Genomic DNA, 23,028 nt, shown 5'->3' on the forward strand with positions numbered 1-23,028 from the left:
GTGAGCTGTTTGTAGCTATTATTTTAACTAGTAAAAAGGTACAAGTTGGCGTTTGTTCCTATTCTGTTTGAGTTTGATAATTATTCATACAAAAACAACAGTAAAAGCTTAAATAGCAATTGCTTAACACAGACTTGTTACCTAAAATTATTGATAGGACGCAAGGATGATCTAAAACCAAAACTCCACTATTAAGTATGAGGCTTGCTGAATGCGAAACCTATCGCTGCGCACTATTTTTATTAGTTTTGTGTTAATTGCATTGTTTGTTGTCACTGTGGTTAGCGCCTTAATCAATACCAGCCAATTCTCTCGGCTTTATTACCAACAAACAGAAAAGCAATTATTGCCGGACGCTGTGGGTAAAGTGGCTGCCGAAATTGACGCTCAAATGCGCTACCCCATCTCTGTGTCACAGTCTTTAGCTGAAAACCAAATTCTGCATACGTGGATGAGCGAAGGTGAGAAAAACTCGCCAATTCATCAGCGTGTCATGGCGTACTTTGCTGACTTACAAAGAAAAAGCGGCGCTTCGTCGGTGTTTTGGGTGAGTAAAAACTCAATGAGTTATTACACACAAGACGGCTTTTTCAAATCAATCTCACAAAGTGAGCCAAGAGACAGTTGGTTTTTTGACTTTATTAGCTCAGATAAACGCCAAGCGCTTGCTTTAGATGTAAGTGAGCAGGGCGGACACCTCACTTTATACGTTAACACCTTGGTTGAAATTGCAGGGCAACGCCTTGGTGTTGCAGGGCTTGGTTATGATATTTCAGATATTTCTAGCATTGTTACGTCGCGTAAAATTGGTGAGCAAGGGTATTTATTCTTAATTGATGAGAGCAAGCGAATTATTGCACACGCAAATGATGCTTATATTGGTAAACAAGTCACAAGCGTCGCTTCATTAAGCGCATTACAAAGCTTTTTGAGCAGTAAACATACAGGCTTTATTCTATCGCAAGTCGAGCTCGCAGATGAAGATGTTTACGCTGGGGTTATGCCAATTGAAGGAACGGGCCTTACTCTTGTGGCAGTTCAACCAAAGCAAGAGATCTCAAGTGCGATTAATACAGTCGTTTGGATGTCGATTATCGTAAGTGTCGTGCTTGCGGGTATCTTCTTAGTGTTGACGCTTTATTTTGCGAATTGGCTGAGTAAGAAAATACGCAGTGTTGGTGACGAGCTACTTGGTATGGCAGGTCACGGCGGTGATTTAACAAAACGTTTAGATGACAGTGTTGATAATGAACTGGGGCATCTTGCTAAGGGCTTTAATGCCATTATTGGTAAAGTAGCCGAGCTGGTGGATGAAATCAGTGTCACCGAGCAAGCGATGCGAGAGGGGATTGACGATCTTGCGAGCTTTGCCAACAAAACCTTTGCTGCTACCGAAGATCAGCGCGCGCAAACCGATCAAGTTGCCACAGCTATTACAGAAATGGGGCAAACAATTAACGAGGTGTCTGATATTGCTCATCGTACAGCAAGCGACACAGAAGAAGCGGTACGAGAAACCGTGCAAACCAATCAAAGTATGGCTGCCACAGCGCAAACCATGAATGAACTGAATGACATTTTGATCACGGTTGATAAAAGTATCGGTGAGTTTGCAAATCAAGCAGCTGAGATCAACTCGGTTGTTGAAGTGATCAATGCAATTTCAGAACAAACTAATTTATTGGCACTCAATGCGGCAATTGAAGCGGCAAGAGCGGGTGAGCAAGGCCGAGGCTTTGCGGTCGTCGCTGATGAAGTTCGCTCACTTGCACAGCGTACGCAAACATCGACTTCTGAAATTAGGGAACAGATTTCGCGTTTACAAAGCTCATCATTGCAATCACAAGAAGCGATTGCCGAAGGTACGCAAAGTAGTCAAAAAGTGACTGAGCTTACGCATATTGCAGTGTCTGCACTTCAGTCTATTCAGCAGAAGTTTGAAATTATCAGCCAAGGCAATCACCAAGTTGCAGCAGCAACCGAAGAGCAGGGCACGGTGGTTGAGCATATCAATCAGTCGGCTCATGATATTTCTGACAGTGCGATGCAAATACATGATAACGCTGAACAACAACAGCGTGGTACGCAAAGCTTATTATCGCGTGCTCAGCACCTTAAAGATTTAGTAAGTCAGTTTAAAGTTTAATTGCCTGCTTTTTAAATCAGCCTCGAGTAACAGGCTTTAACAACATGTATTGTTAACGCCTTAGTGTTTTTTAGCTTACAAGTGAGTGATTCAGCTTACTTGTTTGCTGCTAATTCCTTTCTTATTAGTAACACATCGTGCAAAAAACTTTCAAAAAGGGACTATTAACTAAGTTTTTAGTGCGTTTAAGCGCGCTGCGTATTACAATTGAGACTTTATATCATTACCGCATTTCCAGCTGATAGGTATTTCACTTCTTCATGACAGATATTACAACACACCAAGCATCTAGACGCCGCTTGTTGATTGCCTTAGCCATAACATGTTCGTTTATGGTGATACAGGTTATTGGCGCCTATTATTCGAATTCGCTTGCTGTACTTGCTGATGCTGGGCATTTGTTTGTTCATAACAGTTCTTTATTCATCGCGCTTATTGCCTCAAGCATGGCGATATATTTTGCAAAAAACTTTAATGATGGCTACCAGCGCGCAGAGCTTACGGGTGGCTTGATCAATGGCATCTTATATTTAAGCATTAGCTTGATCATCCTTTATGAAGGAGGTGAACGTTACTTTCATCATAGCGATGGCCATGATTTACAAATTAATAGCTATCTGATGTCGGTTATTTCAGCTATTGGTTTTTTGTTTCATGGTGCTGCAGCTTGGGTGTTATACAAAGGGCGCAAAGCCAGTATTAACGTTTATGCGGTGTTTTTACACTCGTTTTTTGACTTAATTTCAACGGTTTCAACCTTCTTCGCTGGTATTTTAATCCACCTAACTGGCTGGGCCGAAATTGATATTATTTCGAGTATGTTGATTGCTATCTTTGTCTTGTTTACTGGGGTTAAAGTAATCATACGTTGTATTCAAGGTTTACTTGAGAACAGAAGTAAGCTGCCAAATGTAGCTGATATTGAACAAAGTATTGCCTCTGTTGAACACGTACAAAATGTTCACAATGTAACGGTCATGCGCCAAGATAAAGACATTATTGTAGGCGCGCACGTTGTTTTAAAACAGCACTGTACCGTTGAAAAGCATGACGAAGCATGTCGCTTAAAGGTCGAAAAACTATTGCTATCGCGCTTTAAAATTGGAAAAAGTGTGCTGCAAATAGAAAGTCATGAATGCCAGCATGTTAATTAAAGTGGCAAAAAGTTTAATTTTCTTTTAATTTAAAGGTATCACTATGAAGTTAGGATATCTTTTTTGCTTATCAAAAAGGCAAACGATGGTTTTTTGATAAGCCCATTAATAAAAATGAGCTTTATCGCTGTCTGAATAAATGGTTTAAAGCATGTTTAGTCGTTTAACTATTCCCTGAATCGTGCTTTCTGCAATGAGGTCATCGGCCAACATAGGTTTTGCGAAGTAGTAACCTTGTAAGTCTTCGCAGCCCATCTCGGTTAAGAAACTGATTTGCTCACCTGTCTCAACCCCTTCAGCAATACAATATAAGCCTAAGTTTGATGACAGCGCATGGATGGTTCTAATAATAGATTCATTACTTTTATCTTTGCCGATATTACGCACGAAGCTTTGGTCAATTTTTATCACATCAATCGGGAATTGGCTTAGGTAAGTCAGTGACGAGTATCCTGTGCCAAAGTCATCAAGTAATAGTTTGAAGCCGGCATTTTTGAGTTTTTGCAACTGTTTTGAGGCTTTCTCTTTATCTTCCAAAAGCGTATTTTCTGTAATTTCAAGACGTAGCTGAACCGGCTTAACCATGTGGTTATTCAAAATAAGTAGTAAGCGTTCAGTTAAGCTCGATTTTAAAATATGCGTTGGTGACAGGTTTAATGATAAATAAAACTGCGGGTTAGCACGCAGCATTGGCAGTAGCTCTGTTAATGCTCTATCAAGTGCTTGTTCAGTCAACGCATCGATTAGGCCTACCTCTTCAGCAATAGGAATAAACTCTGCAGGAGATACAAAACCTTGTTCATTTTCCCAACGCATTAAAAGCTCTACACCATTTATTTTTTTTGTTTTGGCATTAACTATAGGTTGATAGTTATTAAATAACTCATCATCTTTAAACGCATCTTTCAAGGCATTTTCAAGTAATAGCTTTTTGGTTAGCTGGTTATTCATCTGCTCAGTGAAATATTTAAAATTGTTACGGCCAGATTGCTTAGCGTGCATCATGGCGATATCTGAATTTTTAATTAAATCATCTGCTGTTTTCGCATCAAATGGGTAAAGTGCCACACCAACACTTGCGGAAATATTGATTGAAAAGTCGTCAATTATAACCTTGTTTGCCAGCTCTTCAGTGAGTTTTTTAACAAGATCACTGAGTGTTTGTGGTGAGTGTAAATCTTTAATAAGAACCAAAAACTCATCACCACTTTGACGGCCAATTATGGCGTTTTCGGGCAACATTAGGCTTACTCTTTGCGTTATGTCACAAAGTAATTGGTCGCCTACAGCGTGCCCGAATGAATCATTTACGGGCTTAAATTTATCTAAATCAATAAATAATAATGCAGCTAGTTTATTGTATTTTTTGGCGTTATTTATACAGTTGCTAATTTTTGTATACATTAAAGAGCGGTTAGGCAAGCCCGTTAACGGGTCATAATTTGCTAAATAACGTAAATCGTCTTCAGCGCGTTTTTGTTCTGTTAAGTCTGAAATTACAATTACATAATGACTAATTGATTGGTTTTCCTTAGCTACAGCCGTGACACTAATATGAACTGGGTGTGCAGGGCTTTTTAAAGTACGAATGACAGCCTCTGTTTTCCAGTTTTGTTTTGGTTTAAGCGTTTTTAGTATGTCTATATATTTAAGGTATTTGGCACGGCCTATAGCTGCAATAAAGTCGCCACTGGTAAGAGCTGCAACATTGTTTGAAGTGGTGAATGCTTCGCCAAAACTCGCATTGGCAGAAAATGGTTTGAGTTGATTGTCTAAAATTAACAACCAGTCGTTTATTTGCCCAAATGCTTCACCAAGAACACTGGCTTGCTGTGCATTAGCACGTTGCTCAGTAATATTGGTATAGATGCCGGTTACTTTAAATGGACGGTTGTTTTCATCGCTTGCAACGATGCGGCCAATATCTTCATACCAAAGCCAGTTACCGTTTTTATGCTTTAAACGGTAAGTTATGTTCCACTGCTCATTATTTGTTTGTTTACAAAATAGTTGCCACTGACTAGTTACATGATTGCGATCGTGCGGGTGCACTAAACTCACAAACTCTTTGAGGCTTATACCGTCTTTATACTCGGCATAACCCAGTTCTGCAAAAAAACGAGTCGTTCTTAAAAATTGCTCTGCTAGGTTAATCTCCCAAACACCACTTTTAGTACTACTTAAAGCGAGTTCGGTTTGTTGCTGTGATTTTAAAACTTCTGCATGAGCACGGCCTATCATTTGTTGGCGAGCATGGTATTGCCAAAATAGGAAAAACAAAACAGCTGATACAATAACGACATAACTTGCTTTTGCAGCAGGGGATGACCAAGGTGCATGTGCAACATTAAATCTTAGTTGTCTAGACGCTGATATAGCATCGCTTAACTCGGTTGACGACGACACTGATAACACATAATCGCCAGGCGGTAATTTAGTGAAAAAGACCTCATTGGTTGTCAGCTTGTCGTATTGCAGTGAGGTTGGCCCATCAAGGGTCACTCGATAAGATGTTTTATCTTTATTGATGGTATCAAAATTAGAAAAGGTAACTGCTAAGCCCATATCATCTGAGGTGATTCGCAGAGGCGTATTCACATATTTATATGGATGGTAGTTAAGCTCTCGCGAAAGCAAAGTTACATTGGTAATTTCGGTATTTATATTACCTGCCTCTACAGGCGATGATAAAAAGTCTTCTGGTGAAAGTAAAAGTACGCCTCGGGTACTACCAAATGCAAGTTGTCCGTTATTTAAGGTGGTGTCGGCGTCAATGTTAAATTCATTAACTGCTAAACCATCGCGAATAAAGTAACGGTCAAGTTCTAAGGAGCTTAAGTCAAGGCGGTAAAGGCCATTTTGAGTACCTAACCATAAAAAACCAAAACGATCTATTTGCAATGCAAAAACAGATTTAGCTTTTAAGCCAGACTGTATATTAATACGGTGTTTAACTTCGTAAGTTTTAGCATCAATGCCAATAAGCCCTTCGTCAGCGGAGCCGAGCCAAAGGGTATTGTTATAATCCATCACCCAGTCATCAATTGTGGTGAATGCTAAGGGATTATAGTTTTCTGTTTGGTATATCAATGTTAACTTTTGAGTCTGCTCATTGTAGCGGTATAACTTGCCCGACATACTCAGTACGTATTCGTTGGGGTGGTCAGGCAATGGCTTTAAAAAGGCATGGGCATTAACTAGGTCAACTTGTTCTTTTAATCCTTTAATAGTGGTAAGTTCACCCGTTTTACCATTGTACTTATAAAAGTTTTGCTCATCTAAAAATGCAAATTGATCATTGCCCATAGCACGAAAGCCCCAGTTAGGGCCGTAATTTATGAGGTGCATGGTCTCAGCATTGCCTTTTATAGGAACCAGTTCGCCTTTTTGTTTATCAAACAAGGCAAGACCTATGTATTTCATTAGCCATAGATAACGGTCGCTGTCATCAATGTTAGCCTTGGTAATACCATAAATACCATGCTCACCATGAAAGGCTTTTTCATCGTTGCTAACTAGGTATGGTGTAATATCTTTAGTAACTTGGTTGTACTTCATTAGGCCATTATCTGTGCCAATCCAAACTGTATTGTTTTGATCTTGTAGTACTGACCAGACATTATTATTGAAGCGAGCTTGGGTATTTTTTAATTCAATATGTTTAAAACGTCTTGCGAGTGTTGACCAAGTAAAAACGCCTTGTGAGCGGGATGCAAGCCAGAGCAGCCCTGTTTTATCAATCATGACATCTTGAATTGAATTGTCAGTCATCAGAAACTTACTTTGTTCAAAGTTTAAGATGAACTCAACCGACATGGTTTGGCGATTAAATTCGAACAACCCTTTTTCTGTGACGATATATTCACCAAATGCACTAACAGAATAATCCCAAATATTTAAGTCAGGGATTAACAGCCTTACCTTATCAAAGGCCAGTAAAAGGTTAGTGTTAAAAGGGATATCAAACATGCCCTCTACAGTGCCAACAAATAAGCCCAGTTGCGCATCAACCCTTAAAAATTTAACGTTTTTATTATCTTCGGTAACCTTAGATTTATCGGTTAGTGGAATATGCGAGATATGATCATCTGCAAGGTTTTTTGAGAAAAGCCCATTTGACGTGCCGATATATAAAAAGTTGTCGTGCAGGGTGAGTGCTCGTACAATATGTTCTTTTTTATTGATAGAAAACTCATGCAAAAACTTTTTTGATTGCTTGTTGTATGAATAAACGTGCTGGGCAATAGCGAAGTAAAAAAAGTGATTGTCTTCAGTGATTGCTAAAATAGGCGAAAAGAAAACATCTTCAGGGTCTAGTTTGCCAGAATAGATTTTTTCGACTTTTAGCGTTTTTGGGTCGATTAGAAAAGCACCTGAAAACTCAGTGCTGACGAAAATGTTTCCGTCGTCAGTTTTATGCATTGCCGTAATTTGTCGCTGATCAAGAATATATTCACCAGCAAAAGGGGCTACCTGATAACCATCATACCTATTTAAGCCTTGGTAGGTACCAATCCAAATAAAGCCTAAATCATCTTGCACGATTTTAGTTACACTGCCTTGCGTAAGTCCTTCATCGGTTGAAATACGCTGCATTTGCAAAGCATAGTTTTGTGCCAACGCTGAAGAGGAGAGCGTGAAGAGCAGCAAACTGAAAATCAAAAGAAAAAGCTTAGGCACTGACTGATTAACCCTAAATTATTATTTGCGCATAATTTTTAACAAAATATAGCACAATTATGACCGTAATTAATGGTTCTGAAAAGAAAAAATAGTAATAAGGTCTACTTGTTGCTGAAACTGAAACCTATGCTATAACTAGTTCAATTATCAGCAATTAGAGAGCGTGATGCGCCATTCATTTATAAGCCAAAAAAGTAATGCATTGTTATTGATTATTGACCTTCAGGCAGGGCTTGAACCGGTAATTAACGACTTTGGCTTAGCTGTTAACCAGACCGAAAAGTTAATTAAAGCAGCTAAAGCTTTAGATATTCCCTATTTATTTACCGAACAAAATCCAACCAAGTTAGGTAAAAGTAGTGAACAGCTCTTACCTTTTATAACTGGCACTAACTGCTATCACAAAATACATTTTAGCGCATGCCAAGAAGCGCAATTTAACAACCAATTGGCTGGCTTTAACCGTAAACAAATCGTGGTAACAGGTACCGAGTCGCATGTGTGTGTACTGCAAACTTGTTTAGACTTAATTGCCAATGGCTATCAGGTATTTGTGGTTGAAGATGCCATTGCATCACGCAACGAAAAACACAAAGAGTTAGCAATTAAGCAGCTATTGGCAGCAGGTGCTATTATTAGCTGTACAGAAAGTGTGATATTTCAATGGCTAGAAAAAGCAGGGACCGAACAATTTAGAGCATTATTGCAATTAATAAAGTGAACCATGATGCGCATCAAACCGTATTAGCTCGATTAATTGTATTTTTGTAAATTATTTAATAATTAAGGCTTTATCTATGACGAGTGTGCGCCGCCTTTTTACTTATTTGTTCCTTTTATTGTTTGTTGAATCTTTAGTTTTAGGCTTTATCTATTCGACCCTAATTACAGGTGTGGTAACGGGTTTATTATTGCTATCTTTACCGCTTTGGATGCTCCATCAATACCCAACGAGCAAATTAACAGCTCATGTTGTGGCTGCCGGTTGCATGATGTTTTCGTTTTTACACATCCAACAAAGCTGCGGCCTCATTGAAGTTCACTTTGAAATATTTATTTTAATGGCCGTGTTGATCATGTTTGTTGAATGGCGCGTGTTTATTACTGCACTTGCTTTTGTGGCAGTTCACCATTTGAGCTTTTACTTTTTACAGATAAACGAAGTCGGTTTATACGTTTTTGACCCAGATCGATTGTATTTTAGCACCGTACTTATTCATGCCGTGTATGCCATTGTTGAAGCAATTGTAGCTGGCTATATTGCTAAAACCCTACATCGTGAACGTAGTTCTGGCTTATCGTTAAGCACAACGACAGAGCAGATAATGGCCGACGAAAACAGCATTAATATTAGTTTAAGAGCGGATGATAGTCACAGTGAAGCTGTAGCGGGTTTTAACCGCTTACTAGGTTTTGTATCGAGCGTGATTGGTGATGTTCAAAGCCAAAGTAGTGTTTTAAAAAACCAGTCTAAACAATTACTTGAAGTACACGACGAATTGCATGAGCAAGCACTTAATCGTGAGCAGCTATCGACGGATATCGCGCAGTCAGGTGAACGAGTCGCCGAAGGCTTTGCTCATGTTGAACAAGAAAGTAATGAGCTACAAACACAGTTTGAGCAGCTCCATTTAAGTGCTACAGAGGCATTAAATGAAGTGGCTAATACAGACAGCAAAACGGCTGAGCTTGCTAATAACCTTCAAGAAGCAGATCAAAATATAGGCCAACTGGTGAGTGCATGTTCGCATATCTCAGAATTACTTAATGAAATTTCGTCAATTGCTGAGCAAACGAATTTACTTGCGCTTAACGCTGCAATTGAAGCTGCGCGTGCTGGTGAACAAGGCCGCGGCTTTGCGGTAGTGGCTGATGAAGTTAGAAACTTGGCAACACGCAGTAAAAACACGACGGATAAAATAACTAATACGCTTGAAAGCTTGATGCAAAACAGTGCCTCATCAACCAAGTCTATGCAGGGTAGTGTTGCGCTTATAGAGCAGTTGTCGGCCATTAGTTCGCAGATGAAACTGCAAATTACCGAGATGACAGAGCAGGTGAATGTTGCTGCAAGTAGCTCACAGGCAGTTGCTCATGTAGTGCAAAATCAAGCGGGTAATACGCGTGCTATTGCCGATAATTCACAGGCCTTAATTGCTAATCAAGCCAACGACAACTTGATGATTGAAAAACTCACCGATCGCGTACAGTTAATTGATGTAAGTATCGATGTACTGGAGCAAGGTATTGCTAAATTCAAATAGCAAATGGCTGATAGTGGCAACTCTACTTTGGGTTGCCTCTGTAGCATTAGCCTTGGTGTTTGCTTATTCTCAACAAGCAAGCTCCTTTGATCCAGATAAAAAGCTAGCCACAGCAAATTGGTTACCTGCTTTTCAACAAAGTATGGGGCTTGGCACCACAAATACAGATACCTTGTACATTATTGATGAAAATACCTGTGTATGCTCAGAGCGCTCACAACCGCACATAACAAGCCTTAGCAGCTATGCAGCAGAGCAAGGTATTAAAGTAATAAAACTTAAACCAACATCTGCGGTTGCTGCAATATTACCCGCTCAACCTGCCGCAGTACTTGTTTCAGAAAATCAACAGCTTGTGTATGCAGGGCCATTATCAAAAGGACTCGCCTGTTCAAGTCAGAATGGCTTTGTTGAGTTAGTAATTGCAAACTTACGTGCGGGTTTTAATAGCCAGTTTATTAACTCAGATGCTGAGGGGTGCTATTGTGAGATTAACTGAGCTATTAAAAAAGCAGCGTTAAAATAAACATGAAATTAAAAGAATTTGATCTGTGGGCCTTTAAACAAGAGCTAGCCGAATGTAGAAAATTTACCTTATTTTCTAGAAGTGTATACGCCCATTATGAACGGTATTTTTGTCAGATAGAGACTAACGGAATTTACCGAGTAATTATTAAGTTAAGTGAATCGGATAAACGTGATGGGACCACAGAGTTAAGTAGTTCTGTGCTTAAATTTTATCAACCTTTTGATTTTATAGCATTTAATAGATTAGGTGAGTATGAAAAGAAACTATGCCTATTAGATACGTTGCAGCAAGCATTAGTTAAATTAACAGTAATGTATGAATGGCCAATAGAGCCGTTTAATCAAGCATATGCAGCGGTTTTGAGAGATAGTTTTGTTAACCATTATACCTTTCGAAAAAAGCATAACCGTAACAGAAAACTTATTTCAGAATTAGAGTGCCATCACGAATCGATGAGCTTTGATTGTTTTGTAAAAATCAAAAATAAAATCGGGGAAGTGCTGTTTTCAAAACGTTTATTTAGTGCTGAGCCTGATGAGTTTCTGTTTAATGGCTTACTAGGCGATATTAGATGGATTGATAATGAGACACTCGCAGTTTTGAATAAAGATAAGAGTGAATCAGAGCGGATTAGAGTGCCAAATATCATGAGCCAATAAAGTTTAATGGTATAACTTTTTATGACGTAATCTTCTCATGCTTAGTCATAAAAGAGGCCAAGTATATTGGCCTCTGACTCTATAAAGTTATTGAATTTGGCCTCGTATCTCACCGCTTGGGTTTGCAGGGGTATGAATGTTTACATAATGACCGCCTGAAGCTAAAACTGAAAACATATCGGCGTCTATCATTAAGCCCGTGCTGCTCATCCAGCGATTCATATCATCACTGTCTTGTACAAGAGGAGCTAACACAGGGCCATTATCACCTGCTACGCCAGTATGAATATGGGCAGCAGTTGCATCGCTTACACCTGATGTTAGTACTTGCAGCTCAACACTGTAATCATTGGTATCCACTAGCGCATAACCATCACCAGATGCATCCGTTGTGACTGCGGGTACTTCTTGTTCACCAGAAAGCGGGAAGGTTACAAACACGTAGTTGTCGGTAAGGATTTGACCACGTAGTTCACCACCTGGGTTAGCTGGAGTATGCACATTAACGTAGTGACCACCTGATGCGAGTACTGCAAAAATATCTGCATTGATCATGGTGTTTTCAGGTGTTTGCCACAGGTTTATGTTATCGCTTGACTGCTCTAACGCGGCAAGAACGTCGCCATTGGTGCCAATACGACCTGTATGAATGTGGGCAGCAGTAGCATCACTCACACCTTCGGTTAACGCTCTTAATTCTAGATGGTAATTATCCATATTGACTAAGGCATAACCACTACCTGATGCCATCGTATCAACAGCAGGAACTTCTTGCATACCACTAAGTGGGAAAGTAACGAGCTGATAGTTATCAGTTAAGATTTGACCTCTAATTTCGCCACCCATGTTAGCAGGCGTATGCACGTTAACGTAATGACCACCTGATGCAAGTACCTCAAATATCTCTGCGTTGATCATGGTATTTGCTGGTGTCATCCACATGCCTGCGTCAGCTGTTGACTGCTCAAGTGCAACGAGTACGTCGCCATTCGTGCCAATTCGGCCAGTGTGAATGTGTGCACCTGTCGCATCATCAACACCCATTGTGTTTACTAATAGCTCTAGGGCATAGTTATCCATGTTGATTAATGCATAGCCTTCACCGCTTGCATCAGTTTCAACTGCAGGAACTTCTTGATCACCGCTTAGTTTAAAACTCGTAAAACCAAAGTTACTGGTTAAGATTTGCCCGCGAAGCTCGCCGCCAGCATTAGCAGGTGTATGAACATTGACATAGTGACCGCCAGAAGCCAGCACTGCAAAAATATCTGCATTGATTTGCGTGTTGCTTGGTGTCATCCAGACATTGCTATCATCCATTGATTGTTCAAGAGCTACTAATACATCGCCATTAGTCCCGATGCGGCCTGTATGAATGTGCGCAGCACTTGCATCGTCTAAGCCTGACGTGACAACAGTTAGCTCTACACTGTAGTCTGTTGTATCAACAAGGGCATAACCATCACCATCAGCCATGGTGCTGACCATAGGCACTTCTTGATTACCACTCAAGTCAAAGGTCGCAACTGCATAGTTGTCTGTTAAGATTTGGCCGCGAATTTCGCCACCGGCAAATTCAGGTGTGTGAACGTTAACATAGTGACCGCCGTCTAAAAGTACTGCCAGAGTGTCGCTGTCGATCATGGTGCCTTCTGGTACAACCCAGTCAGTCATGACTTCGTCGTCTTGTTCTAAAGTCACGAATACATCACCATTTGAGCCTAATTTACCTGTATGGATATGAGCTGCTGTAGCGTCATCAACACCCATAGTCACCGCACGAAGCCGTAATTCTGTCGTGGCGCTATCATAAGATGCATAGCCATAACCCATTGCGTCACTGTCGTTCATAGGCACTTGCTGATCGCCATTTAAAACAAACGTGATGATACTCGTTGTATCAGGCACAATTTGCGCACGAAGTTCGCCGTCTGCATATTGTTCGGTATGAAGGTTTATATACCAATCACCATCCATTAAATCAGCAATTAGGCTTTCATCAAGGTCGGTAATTGCGACTTCATACATACCATTGGTAGTGGCCTCAAATGTAAAGGCAACATCACCATTAGCGCCTAAATCGCCGTCGTGTATGTGTGCTGCGCTAAAACCTTCAACTGAGCTTGCATCAAGTGTTGCACGAAATTGCATTAAACCTTCGTCAAGCTCTACCGTTGCAGTCGCAGTTTGCATTGAGTCATTCATTGGCACTTCTTGTTTGCCACTTAGAGTTACAGAGTAAGTATTACTCGGAGTGAATTCTTGAACTGGGGGGGGAGTAACAACTTCGGTATTATCGTCATCATCATCGCTACACGCGGTGAGAAAAAGTAAGCTACTAGCCAGGAGTATGTATTTCATCGTTCTTCCTTATATCTTTGTATGTTCGGACGTTACGACGTGTCCATTTCAATAAGGTATACGGCAGGTATTTAAAAAACGATCACAAAAGGTTATTTAAAAGTTAAAAACTGGTTCTTTAGTGTTGGTTTGTTGAAAAAGGGGATTAATAGTTTAAAAAGCAATAAAGGTCTAGCTCCAGAACAACGAGAAAGTGAGTTACTAGAGCTTAATAAACAACTTGATGAAGAAATAAATGCAGTCCAGCTTGCCGTAAAAAGTAATGTTTCTACGATGATAAACTCTTTGTTTGCTCCTACGTCTAGTAATCACTCAGGTATGCTGTTTAACAATAAAGCGTAAGTTCAAATCAAAGAGCTTGTTCGCAGTTGCTTTGCCAATTGCATATTTATAAGTGTAATTTTGATAAGTAAAGAGGCATGGTTATCTCTACCATCGTCATAAAAAATGTACACCAAAATTTGAGAGTAAGGTTAAGCTTTACTTTCCCTAACTGAATTATGATAACAAGTAATTGGCTCATTTACAGGTGAGATAATATTGAAATACTTGACTCAAAGGATTCAAAATCGTTTCATTAGGCAGTCAAGTACTGCTTTATTCTCCGTGCTTGTGAACAGTTCTTTTAGTAAAATAATTATTAGGGGTAGAAGAAAGAGCTACCCCCTGCTTTTATAATATTTATGAAGAAGGGGGTGAAAGGAAGGTAAGCGACCAGATGTCTATTAACCGTCAATTTGTTTGGTCAGGAATATATTAGGGCTCGTTGAGAAGAAGCTGTACACGTAGCCGTTATGTACGACGTAACGGTTGCCGTATGAGTCGTCACCCTGAACCCATGGAATCTCTTTAGATATATCACGATATAGGCTACGACCAATTGCTTTTTGCCATAGGACTTCTTGAACGTCTACGATTTCGTGGCCTGATTCAGTGGTGGCTGTTAACGTTTGGCCATTTTCATCTACTTTATGGCCGCCTAAAATAGTAATTTGATGGCCTGCAGGTGACGAGCGGTAAGCAGGTTTAAAACCAAGTGACAGCGCTTCAATTGGGTCTATAGTCTCGATTTTTTGATAATCAATAGACGTTACTATCGCTAAGATATGTTTTGGCTTGTTAGGAAAGTCAGATGTATTTGCGTCAGGGCGTAATGTGCCTGAATAAATTAGGTTGTAGCCTTTCGACATTGTGCCACTTTCTTTAATGTCATAACCGTGGTTGCTAAACGCGGTTTTTAGCGCTTCAAATGTTAGTTCCACAGCAATTGTTTTTGCTTGCTCAGGAGTATCAATTGTCTTGCCGTTTACTTCGCTTGGCAGCCAAATTTGGCCAATTTTTTCTTTCGAGCCATCAAAGATATAGCTTGCCATATCAAGCGCTGCGCCAATTGTTACAGCTTGAGAGCTGCCTTCTAGCGACATTGGGTTGCCTGTTAAAGCGGCTGCACCAATAAAGCCAATGGTCGGTTCAGCGACGTTCCACCCAGGTGATTCGTTTGCAATTCTTTGGGCAAGTTCTTTGCGGTCTTTTGTTCCCATCAAGTTACGGGCGAGATAACGTGTTTTGTTGATGCGCTCGCTACCTGTGGGTGTTACTTCAATATCTTTTACTAGTGTTACTTTGCTTAGAGATTCTTTTTCTGCAAGTTTAGCAGGGTCTACAGGAGTACTCTTACATGCAGATAAAGACAGAGCTATTGCGATGCCTAAAGTAGCTGTTAGTTTTTTCATGGTGATCCTATGTTGATGAAGTGTTTTTGTTTTAAGTGCCTCCATAATTACATGAAATTCTCTCTTGTCAAAAAATATAAGTTCCTGATATATATAAATACTCACCTGTTACAAGGGGCTACTTTCAGAAGGAAAGCACAGAGCATTGAAAATAAATAATACGAATTCATCAAAGTAGACATTGCATTGGGTAGATAGCAAGAAGTCTTTTTGAAAGCAGAACAAAGAACTAATGGGTGACCCCATAGTTTGTACATATACCAATTAGTAACTGAGGACGAAGCCTTAATGGCCTTAGAATATTTCGAGCACCGCTGGGATAGCAAATATACCCTAATATCTCTTGCTCATGGCGTAATAATTGGCAGAACGACAGCACCTTATTTAATTACCCCGAAGGTATCAGAAAAGCTATTTACACTACCAATGCCATCGAATCGCTGAACTCAGTTATCCACAAAGCCATCAAAAAGCGTAAGCTGTTCCCGCATGATGACTTGGCTAAAAAAGTAGTTTACTTGGCTGTTGAGCAGGCATCTAAAAAAAGGGCGATTCCGATAAGAAATTGGAAATCGGCCTTAAATCGATTCATGATCGAATTCGAAGACCGATTAAAATATATTATTTAAAACTGGCAGTTACACAAAATGTGGTACAGGGTCTAGCTGCGAGCTAAATATTTAGCAATTTACCCATAGGGATTTTAATCTCAGCAGACAATGCATCTGCAAAATAGTTACTAGCAATTAAGTATTCTTTTCGAGCATTTCCGGATGTGTATCATACATGATACATAGAATTCGATTTCCTTCCCCTTTATAACCAGAGCCTAAAGGGTGACCTCTATAACATCTCCTATCGCCATAATCCTTACCTTGCGTAGCAAATACAGGCAAAATAAACGGAACTTCATACCTTTTTCCATTAACCTCATAAACAAAATATACGGCGTACTTATTACGGACAATGTGCCAAGGCAATGAAAATATACCTACAAAGTCAACTTTTGGACCATTCCTTACATTCGAAGTTTTAGGTCGATAGTTAGGTTTGGGCCTATTAGAAACAATACTGGTGATATAATTTAAGTATTGCCTCTCAAGTTTCCAATTAGGCTCCAAAGTAATAATTGTGTTTTGTGTATAGCTATCAAAACGCGAATAGAACTGAGATTTACCTAGCTCGACTTTATCCATAAGCTTCTCAATTCCTGCAAGATATTCAGCTTCCTTGACTGGGATCTCTGCCAATACTTTATTGTGCTGCTCAATTCCAACTGAAGAATTAATGAATTTCTTAAATGAGTGAAGTTTTATAATGCTTTTTTCTGCTTCAACTATACGCTGAGCCACTGTAATTCGTTTTAAATATAACTGGTCTTTGAGTCGCTTTATTTCTAAATTCTTTTCTTCTAAAGCCTTTGCGTTTTGACCTTTTAATTGACCGACTTCCGAGTTAGCCTGAATCAAACTTGAGATTATTAATTCTTGCTCTTTCCGAGCAGAGTTTAATTCATCAATTTTTGATTTTGCATCCTGGAGCGCATCTTTTAGTTCTGCATTTTGAAAAAATCTAGATAAAGATGATTTCATATCGCTGACTTTATAAGAACAAGCTCTAGAATAAGATTTAAATCGACAAAATATTACTCCAATTTGGAGAATCTCATGCAATAGTAACAAACAGGGTTAGGTCTTTTTTTAGCTTATTGAGGCCTAATTTTTAGTTATTAACTAACCAAGATTGATAGTGAAAGGATGGCTAGGCCACTACGATTAGAGTTTGCAGGTGCTTTGTATCATGTTACGTCGTGAGGGAATGAGCGCACACTCAGTTAGCTGAGGTCTAGGCAAGTCCCCTTTCAGCATTAGCAACTTGTGTATTTTCTAGCTCATTTTAAAAAGGTAATGCATTTGCATTGCCTGTTCGTTCGTACTAAAATCAAAGCTAATGAAGCAAATAAAAGACAGAGGTTGTTATGGCACAAGTTGCTTTAGAAACTGAATCAACATTGACAGACCGTTTTCAAACTACGGTGCCTAGCCCTGTTCGTAAGGCGTTGCACTTAGGTAAAAAAGATAAAATTAAATACACGATTCAATCTGATGGCAGCGTTGTTATTTCGCGTGCAGCAGTGCAAGAAAGCGATCCTGTACTTGGCGAGTTTTTATCATTCATAGCGCGTGATATGCAGGCTCATCCTGAAAGAATAGAACCGTTATCAGCAAGTATGCGAGAAAACGTTGATGTGTTGATTGAAGGTGTTGAAATCGATTTAGATGCTCCGTTATTGGATGAGGACGAGTAAGTTTGCAAAAAACGATACCAATGGTCGTAAATGGTTGGACACTTTATACTCATCCATTGTTTAAAGAGCAATACATAAGCCTTAAAACAGAAGTTGAGGCTCTTCGGAATAAAGATCCGAAGGGCTACCTTAAAAAAAATGCCACGAAACGATTAGCCGCTATTCAACGGTTAATCTTTGAACTCATACCGCACGATCCTACCAGCCCTGAATTTCGCCAAGGAAGCACATTAGGTGATGATAACAAGCACTGGTTTCGAGCAAAATTCTTCCAACAATACCGTTTGTTTTTTCGATATCATTTAGGGTCAAAAATCATCGTTTATGCATGGGTCAATGATGAAAATAATAAACGTGCATACGGTAGTAAAACCGATGCCTACAAAGTATTCGAAAAGGTGTTAAATTCTGGTCACCCTCCAGAGGGATGGGATGAACTTTTAAAAGCAGCTAAGGACGAGTTGCTCTTCCCATAATCAAGGCGCGTGTTTTTCCAGTTGTTGAAGTTTGTCTTCTCTGTGATTTTACTGATGCTCTGTATTTAAGCCAGCCCATCTTTTTCATTCAACTACAAAACTAACCCCTCTCAAAAAAGTTAAATTTTTTTCTTTAGCCGCCTTTAACTAACTGCCCAAATCATAAGGGAAAATTTTTAGTTGTGTACCATTTATGAAATTTCGGTATAAAAGTTATGCAAATATTGTCTATAACACTATTGCGAACTATTACCGTTTAGATTAATATGCTGACCATCAAGAGAAATGAGAGTGGTTTGCATTCATGTATATCTGTTTATGTCATGGTGTGACTGATAAAAAAATCGAACAAACAATTGATGATGGCGCTATGACGATGCGCGATTTATCAAAAGAGCTGCAAGTGGGTAGCCAGTGCGGCAAGTGTTGTGGTTGTTGTAAAAAAATTCTTAATCGCAAACTGATCGAAATTGCAGATATCACTGAGCAAGTAGCGTAATTACTTGCTCTTAAGCATGTTTACTTAACTATTTTTCTTCGTTTAATTCTTCTAATTTATCCCCATACTTACGAGTTTTTATTTGCTTTTAACCCCTTCATTTATTAGGGTTATAACAAAGCAGATACGTGTATCACACGGTCATTGGTAGGAAGCCATGATAATAGACTCTTCAAAATCACTTTTTTGTGCAGTACTCATTTTAATCACCGCGGGCTGTGCGCAGTTACCTTCACGAGAGTCCATTCAACCAAGCTATGCCATTGCAGCGGATACACCCAGTACCATAGGAGATGCAGTGGGTAATAATCATCCTGGGTTATCAGGGTTTTATCCTTTAGCAGATGGGGTCGATGCCTTTGTAGCTAGGTTGGCGCTCATTGATTCTGCAGAGCACACCATTGATGTGCAGTACTATTTATACCACAGGCAGCAAACCACCATTTTATTTACGGCCTTTTTATTAAAAGCCGCAGATAGGGGGGTAAGAATTCGCTTGTTGCTTGATGACTTATCGCAAGCCGACAGTGAGCTTGATTTAGCTGCACTGGCTGTTCACCCTAATATTGAAGTTCGATTATTTAATCCATTTCCTAATCGTCGTTTTAGAGCGCTCGGTTTTGTTACCAACTTTAGCCAGCTTTCAAGACGTATGCATAACAAGAGCTTTATTGTTGATAATCGGATTTTTATCACCGGTGGGCGCAACATAGGTAATGCGTATTTCTCTGCTGAAGATCATTCTGAATTTATTGATTTAGATGTGATGAGTGTTGGCGAAATTGTGCCAGAGGCATCAAAGGCATTTGATTTATATTGGAACCATCAGCTGTCTTACCCTGTTGAAGATTTGCACGGTGAGCGTGATGAGCAATCACTTATTGATATCACTAAAAGCTTATCGACCTATGTTGAGCAAAATCAGCAGAGTAATTACGTTGAGCAGTTACGCGAAAGCGCCTTTGTAAAACGCTTATTGCACGATGAAATAGAATTCGATTGGCAAAAGTCTGTGTTGTTTTATGATCATCCCGATAAGGTAATGAACGACGTCAGTGAAAAATCGGCCAATATGTCGCCAATGTTATTTAAAGAAATGGGCGAGCCGAAACAAAAAGCAATTATTGTGTCGCCGTATTTTATTCCTCGTGAGCAGGGCGTTAAATTACTGACCAATTGGGCAAAGCAGGGCGTTGATGTCACTGTACTGACTAATTCTTTGGCTGCTACCGATGTATCTGCGGTGCATGCTGGTTATAAAAAGTACCGAGAAGATCTCGTAAAAGGCGGGGTTAAGCTGTGGGAGTTAAAACCCAGTGACTTAATGGCCATTAAGCGCAAAGCAGGGCGTAAAGTAACCGGGTCATCACAAGCAAGTTTACACGCAAAAACCATGACCTTTGATGATGAAAAGATTTTTGTGGGCACCATGAACCTCGACCCTCGCTCGCTTGATTTAAATACCGAGATGGGCGTTTTAATCGAAAGCGAAAAGCTTAGCCGCTTTTTGGCCCATTGGGTTGATACGCAAATGCCTGAATATGCCTGGAAAGTTGAGCTCAAAGATAATGACTTAGTTTGGCTCGATACCGTGAGTAATGAGCAGTTTGATGAAGAACCACAAACGTCTTCGTGGCGACGTTTTCAAGTGTGGTTTATTTCGTTATTCCCTATCGAAGATGAGCTATAAGCCATTTCTTCAGTATTTATGCCTAGGCCCAACTTTTTAGTTGGGCTTTTTGCTTTCAGCCTTTAGTTGTTAACCATTTCGGGATAAAAAATGGTGTTTGAGCGTACACGTGTAAACCCATTGTATTCAAGTGCTTAGCGTGCAAAGAAAAAATAAATATAAAAAAATGTTAAAAAAACTGGTTGGACCAATTGATCTATTGCTCGTTTTATGACGTAATGTAGGTATTACTATCTGGTCGGATGAGTTTATTATGAGCTTACGTACAAAATTAAAAAAAGTATTACCTAGTATTTCAATTACAGAACAAGAAGCGTTAGATGCGGGTGATGTTTGGTTAGAAGGTTCAATCTACCAAGGTAAACCTGATTTCGATGCACTTCGTGACGTGCCAGCAGCTAAGCTGAGCGCTGAAGAGCAAGCATTCTTAGATGGCCCAGTGAAAGAATTATTATCAATGATTGATGATTCTGAAATTCAAAACGGTGTTCATCTTCCTGACTACATTCTTGATTTCTTGAAAAAAGAGCGTTTTTTCTCGCTTATCATTCCTAAATCATTCGGCGGTTTAGAATTCAGCCCTTATGCAAACTCAACAATCGTTGCGACTATCGCGACTAAGAGTTCTGCGGTTGCGGTAACCGTGATGGTTCCTAACTCTTTAGGCCCAGGTGAGCTATTACTTCACTTTGGTACTAAAGAACAACAAGATCACTACTTACCACGTCTTGCTAATGGTCGTGATATTCCATGTTTCGCTCTAACTAGCCCAGAAGCGGGTTCTGATGCGGGTGGTATTCCAGATATTGGTGTTGTTAAACGTGGTCAGTTCAATGGCGAAGAAGTGTTAGGCTTAGAAATTACCTGGGACAAACGCTACATCACACTTGCGCCAATTGCGACAGTATTAGGTTTAGCATTTAAAGTAGTTGACCCTGATGGTTTACTAGGTGGCAAAGAAAACTTAGGTATTACCTGTGCGCTTATCCCTAAAGATCACCCAGGTGTTGAACTTGGTAATCGTCATGATCCTATGGGCATCCGTTTTTACAACGGTACGACTCGCGGCGAAAAAGTATTTGTACCAATGGACTTCATCATTGGTGGTCAAAAGAACATCGGTCGTGGCTGGCAAATGCTGGTTAGCTGTTTAGGTGCAGGCCGTGGTATCTCTCTACCGGCATTAGGTGTTAGCTCATCACAAGTGGCATTCAAAGGTGCTTCTGAGTACGCTGCAGTACGTGAGCAGTTTGGTCTGGCGATTGGTCAATTCGAAGGTATCCAAGAGAAGCTTGCTGATATCGCAGGTAAAACTTACCTTCAAGAAGCAATGCGTGTATTAACAACAGAAGGTTTAGGCATGGGCTTAAAACCATCTGTAGTTACTGCGATTGCTAAATACCACATGACAGAAATTGGTCGTAACGTGCTTGATTCAGCAATGGATATTCAAGCAGGTAAAGCAATTCAAAATGGTCCGCAAAATACATTAGCAAGTGGATATGTTGCACAACCAATCGCAATCACGGTTGAAGGTGCAAACATTCTTACTCGTAACCTTATGATTTTTGGTCAAGGTGTAATGCGTTGTCACCCTTACCTACAAACTATGGTTGAGTCTATCCACAGCGAAGACAAAAATGCAGATAAAGAATTCAACAGCATCTTACGTAAAACAGTGGGTTACAGTGTAGCTAATAGCTTACGAGCTTTCCGTTTAGGCGTATTACCGTTTACTGCGGGTGCTAAATCGTCACTACCAGAAGTACGTGAATACGAAAAAGCAGCGCATAAATTATCTGCAAAACTTGCCGTTTACGCTGACTTCTCGTTATTGGTACTAGGTGGCAAACTTAAGCAAGCAGAGATGTTATCTGCACGTTTAGGCGACGTAATGAGCTTCTTATACGCTGCTATGGCATCAATTAAATACTACGAGCAAAAAGTAGCAAGCAGTGAACGTGAGCAAGCTGCACCTTACTTCCACTATGCGACTCGCTTTGCACTACAAAGCGCTGAAGAAGCATTGCATAAGTTCTTAGATAACTTCCCTGCAAGTGGTACTCGTAAATTTATGCGTTTCATTACGATGAACTACTCAATGAAAATGCCTAAGATCAGCGATGATTTAATCCGTGAACTTGCGACTCAAGCGCAAATGGATACGGCATTTAAAGCGCAAATCACTCACTTGGTTAACCCAATTGAAGGTGATGGTCATTACATCAATGAGCAAGCGTACAAAGCGAAAATGGCATGCCTTGATTTACTTAAGAAAGTTAAAAAAGCTCTGCGTGCTAAAACTATTAAGCCGGGCGTTCGTTTTGCAGAAACGCTTGATAATGCACTTGTTGCAAGTGTTATCAACGAAGAAGAATATGCAAAACTGATTGATTACAACAAGAAGCGTGAAAAAGCGATTCGTGTTGATGAGTTCGACTTTGATATGAACTTACTGGATGACAATGCAAAGCCAGTTAACCCACTTAAAAGTGTGGTAAACGAGTAATTCAACAATGCAAGTCC

Annotated in this window: 16 protein-coding genes and 1 pseudogene; 13 read left to right on the top strand and 4 right to left on the bottom strand. The window is 39.9% G+C overall.

The features are described from left to right. Positions 1 to 211: 211 nt before the first annotated feature. Positions 212 to 2,146, top strand: a complete 1,935-nt coding sequence (locus HUS62_RS05590) for a methyl-accepting chemotaxis protein (RefSeq protein ID WP_175078827.1) — start codon at positions 212 to 214, stop codon at positions 2,144 to 2,146. A gap of 260 nt (positions 2,147 to 2,406) precedes the next feature. Further along, on the top strand, positions 2,407 to 3,300 hold the full coding sequence (locus tag HUS62_RS05595; protein ID WP_175078828.1) for a cation diffusion facilitator family transporter: 894 nt from the start codon (positions 2,407 to 2,409) through the stop codon (positions 3,298 to 3,300). A 144-nt stretch (positions 3,301 to 3,444) separates the two neighbouring features. On the opposite strand, the gene HUS62_RS05600 is transcribed toward HUS62_RS05595, so the two are convergent. After that, positions 3,445 to 7,896, bottom strand: a complete 4,452-nt coding sequence (locus HUS62_RS05600) for an EAL domain-containing protein (RefSeq protein WP_175078829.1) — start codon at positions 7,894 to 7,896, stop codon at positions 3,445 to 3,447. Between the two features lie 253 nt (positions 7,897 to 8,149). Between HUS62_RS05600 and HUS62_RS05605 the strand changes: the two genes are divergently transcribed. The 4 genes from HUS62_RS05605 to HUS62_RS05620 all read left to right on the top strand — a co-directional run bounded on the left by HUS62_RS05605 (position 8,150) and on the right by HUS62_RS05620 (position 11,435). Beyond that, the gene (locus tag HUS62_RS05605; protein WP_175078830.1) at positions 8,150 to 8,704 is read left to right on the top strand and encodes an isochorismatase family protein; all 555 of its coding nucleotides are present in this window, start codon (positions 8,150 to 8,152) and stop codon (positions 8,702 to 8,704) included. A 76-nt stretch (positions 8,705 to 8,780) separates the two neighbouring features. After that, entirely contained in the window at positions 8,781 to 10,247 is a 1,467-nt protein-coding gene (locus tag HUS62_RS05610; protein WP_175078831.1) for a methyl-accepting chemotaxis protein, read from the top strand. Continuing rightward, a complete protein-coding gene (locus HUS62_RS05615) occupies positions 10,231 to 10,746 on the top strand; it encodes a DUF6436 domain-containing protein (protein ID WP_175078832.1) in 516 nt (171 codons plus the stop codon). The genes HUS62_RS05610 and HUS62_RS05615 overlap by 17 nt, the downstream gene beginning before the upstream one ends. A gap of 29 nt (positions 10,747 to 10,775) precedes the next feature. Next, a complete protein-coding gene (locus tag HUS62_RS05620; RefSeq protein WP_175078833.1) occupies positions 10,776 to 11,435 on the top strand; it encodes a hypothetical protein in 660 nt (219 codons plus the stop codon). An 87-nt stretch (positions 11,436 to 11,522) separates the two neighbouring features. Here HUS62_RS05620 and HUS62_RS05625 read toward each other — a convergent pair whose 3' ends face one another. Continuing rightward, entirely contained in the window at positions 11,523 to 13,796 is a 2,274-nt protein-coding gene (locus HUS62_RS05625; protein WP_175078834.1) for a CHRD domain-containing protein, read from the bottom strand. Between the two features lie 132 nt (positions 13,797 to 13,928). On the opposite strand from HUS62_RS05625, the gene HUS62_RS05630 reads away from it, so the two are divergent. Then, a complete protein-coding gene (locus HUS62_RS05630; RefSeq protein ID WP_175078835.1) occupies positions 13,929 to 14,138 on the top strand; it encodes a hypothetical protein in 210 nt (69 codons plus the stop codon). Between the two features lie 383 nt (positions 14,139 to 14,521). On the opposite strand, the gene HUS62_RS05635 is transcribed toward HUS62_RS05630, so the two are convergent. Then, entirely contained in the window at positions 14,522 to 15,529 is a 1,008-nt protein-coding gene (locus HUS62_RS05635) for a hypothetical protein (RefSeq protein ID WP_175078836.1), read from the bottom strand. Between the two features lie 255 nt (positions 15,530 to 15,784). Between HUS62_RS05635 and HUS62_RS05640 the strand changes: the two are divergent. After that, positions 15,785 to 16,158 (top strand): annotated as a pseudogene (locus tag HUS62_RS05640) (transposase); the annotation flags it as partial. 117 nt (positions 16,159 to 16,275) lie between these two features. Here HUS62_RS05640 and HUS62_RS05645 read toward each other — a convergent pair. Next, positions 16,276 to 17,121 carry a hypothetical protein gene (locus HUS62_RS05645; RefSeq protein ID WP_175078837.1) on the bottom strand — a complete coding sequence of 282 codons (846 nt, stop codon included), beginning with the start codon at positions 17,119 to 17,121 and terminating at the stop codon, positions 16,276 to 16,278. A gap of 386 nt (positions 17,122 to 17,507) precedes the next feature. Between HUS62_RS05645 and HUS62_RS05650 the strand changes: the two genes are divergently transcribed. The 5 genes from HUS62_RS05650 to HUS62_RS05670 all read left to right on the top strand — a co-directional run bounded on the left by HUS62_RS05650 (position 17,508) and on the right by HUS62_RS05670 (position 23,011). Next, positions 17,508 to 17,837 (top strand): type II toxin-antitoxin system PrlF family antitoxin, encoded by a 330-nt coding sequence (locus tag HUS62_RS05650; RefSeq protein WP_062565737.1) that lies wholly within the window; start codon positions 17,508 to 17,510, stop codon positions 17,835 to 17,837. A 20-nt stretch (positions 17,838 to 17,857) separates the two neighbouring features. Then, positions 17,858 to 18,313 (top strand): type II toxin-antitoxin system YhaV family toxin, encoded by a 456-nt coding sequence (locus HUS62_RS05655; RefSeq protein WP_175078852.1) that lies wholly within the window; start codon positions 17,858 to 17,860, stop codon positions 18,311 to 18,313. A 304-nt stretch (positions 18,314 to 18,617) separates the two neighbouring features. Beyond that, complete coding sequence (locus tag HUS62_RS05660) at positions 18,618 to 18,812, top strand: (2Fe-2S)-binding protein (RefSeq protein ID WP_054554573.1); 195 nt, start codon at positions 18,618 to 18,620, stop codon at positions 18,810 to 18,812. A gap of 157 nt (positions 18,813 to 18,969) precedes the next feature. Next, positions 18,970 to 20,502, top strand: a complete 1,533-nt coding sequence (locus tag HUS62_RS05665; protein ID WP_119853037.1) for a phospholipase D family protein — start codon at positions 18,970 to 18,972, stop codon at positions 20,500 to 20,502. 253 nt (positions 20,503 to 20,755) lie between these two features. After that, the gene (locus tag HUS62_RS05670) at positions 20,756 to 23,011 is read left to right on the top strand and encodes an acyl-CoA dehydrogenase (protein ID WP_054562441.1); all 2,256 of its coding nucleotides are present in this window, start codon (positions 20,756 to 20,758) and stop codon (positions 23,009 to 23,011) included. The last annotated feature ends 17 nt before the right edge of the window (positions 23,012 to 23,028 follow it).

The sequence above is a fragment of the Pseudoalteromonas sp. 0303 genome (assembly GCF_013349995.1).
GTDB lineage: Bacteria > Pseudomonadota > Gammaproteobacteria > Enterobacterales > Alteromonadaceae > Pseudoalteromonas.